Here is a 1,473-nt window from a genome sequence, read left to right as displayed (position 1 = left end):
GGGCAGGGTGCACGGAGCACCCCTGGTCGCATCGGGAGGTCCGCATCGGAAAACCCTCCGCCCCACCGGCTACCGATCGGTACCGTCATCCGGTGGCACCCGGCGCCTGCCGAGTGCCACCGAGTCGGAAGGAGCGTGAGTCCCGTGAACGGGACGGGGGAGGGACGCGGCATGGCCGCGGACGGGCCGGAGGCGCGGGAGTTCGTCGCGGCCCTGGTGCGGGCCGGGGCGCCGAGCGCGGACGGGCCGGCCGCGCTGGCGGTGCCCGAGGCGGAGGCGGAGGAGGTGATCGCGGTCGCCCGACGGCTGGCGCTGCGCGTGGTGCCGGAGGGCCGGTGGTGGCCGCGGCCCGCGACGGCGCTGCTGGACATGGCGACGGCGCTGGTGGTGGACGAGCACCCGTCGGCCCCGCGGTGGTCGGCGGCGGAGCGGCAGCGGCTGACGGGCTGGGTCGCGGTGCTGATCGAGCACCGGGGTGAGGACGGGGTGCAGGAGCTGCTCCGGGCGCTCGGCGGGGGCTGAGACCGCCGGGCCCGGGCGGTCGGGGCGCCGTCCGGGCGGCGGCGCGGGCGCCGCGGCTCACGGCCGCTAACGACCGGCCAACAGTCGTCGGCGCCCGCCAACGGTGGCACCCGGGACCGGTCCGAGTGCCCCGGGCGGGGGCGTTGGTGCTGCCTTGGTGCGGACTTGGCGGCCTCCGGCAGTGTGCTGTTGCAGCCACCGCCGGGGGATGTCCGGTCGCTGCCCAGCACGCCCTGCCCGTGCTGCGCCCCTGCCCGACCTGAGAGGTAGCGCGTGTCGAAGCCGTCCGTCGCCCAGCCCACGTCCGTCACCCCGTCGTCCGAGGGTCCGGCGGACGCGCCGGAAGGCGTCACCGCCCCGGCCCGTCCGACCCTCGACCCGGACACGCTCGCCGAGATCCACCGGCTGCACGGCGGCTACCTGCTGCGCGCGCTGCTGCGGGCCACGGGCGGGGACCGCGGCAAGGCCGAGGACATCCTCCAGGAGACCCTGCTGCGCGCCTGGCAGCACCCGGAGGCGCTGTCCGCCGGGCCGGAGGCGAGCCGGCCCTGGCTGTTCACGGTCGCCCGCCGGATCGCGATCGACCACTACCGGATGGCCGCCGCCCGCGCCAAGGAGGTGATCGGCGAGCCGATGGAGGACCGGCCGGTCGCCGACGACCCCTACGAGCGGGTGGTGGTGGCCCGGGACATCGCGCTGGCGCTGCGCCGGGTGCAGAAGCACCACCGCGAGGTGCTGGTCGAGCTGCACCTCAAGGACCGCTCGGTGCTGGAGGCCTCGGCCCGGCTGGGGGTGCCGCCGGGGACGGTCAAGTCCCGCAACTTCTACGCGATCCGGGCGCTGCGCCCGGTGCTGGCGGCGGAGCACGGGTACGCCCCGACGGAGCGCGGGGCCGCCTCGGCCGCGGGCTGACCGGGCCGCCGTCCCGTCGGGCGGCACGGGCCCGCCGGC

At 77.7% G+C, this 1,473-nt stretch carries 2 protein-coding genes; both read left to right on the top strand.

What is annotated here, in order from left to right; all coding sequences use genetic code 11:
- Positions 1-144: 144 nt before the first annotated feature.
- Positions 145-522, top strand: coding sequence for a hypothetical protein (locus tag ACIQOV_RS41170; RefSeq protein ID WP_401056232.1), 378 nt, complete (start codon positions 145-147; stop codon positions 520-522).
- 273 nt (positions 523-795) lie between these two features.
- Positions 796-1,434 (top strand): sigma-70 family RNA polymerase sigma factor, encoded by a 639-nt coding sequence (locus ACIQOV_RS41165; protein WP_359899411.1) that lies wholly within the window; start codon positions 796-798, stop codon positions 1,432-1,434.
- Positions 1,435-1,473 lie beyond the last annotated feature (39 nt).

Origin of the sequence: Kitasatospora sp. NPDC091257, assembly GCF_044757675.1 — a bacterium.
Taxonomy (GTDB): domain Bacteria; phylum Actinomycetota; class Actinomycetes; order Streptomycetales; family Streptomycetaceae; genus Kitasatospora; species Kitasatospora lactacystinica.
The sequence above is the reverse complement of the archived record's forward strand: the minus strand, read 5'-3'. Positions and strand labels throughout refer to the sequence as shown.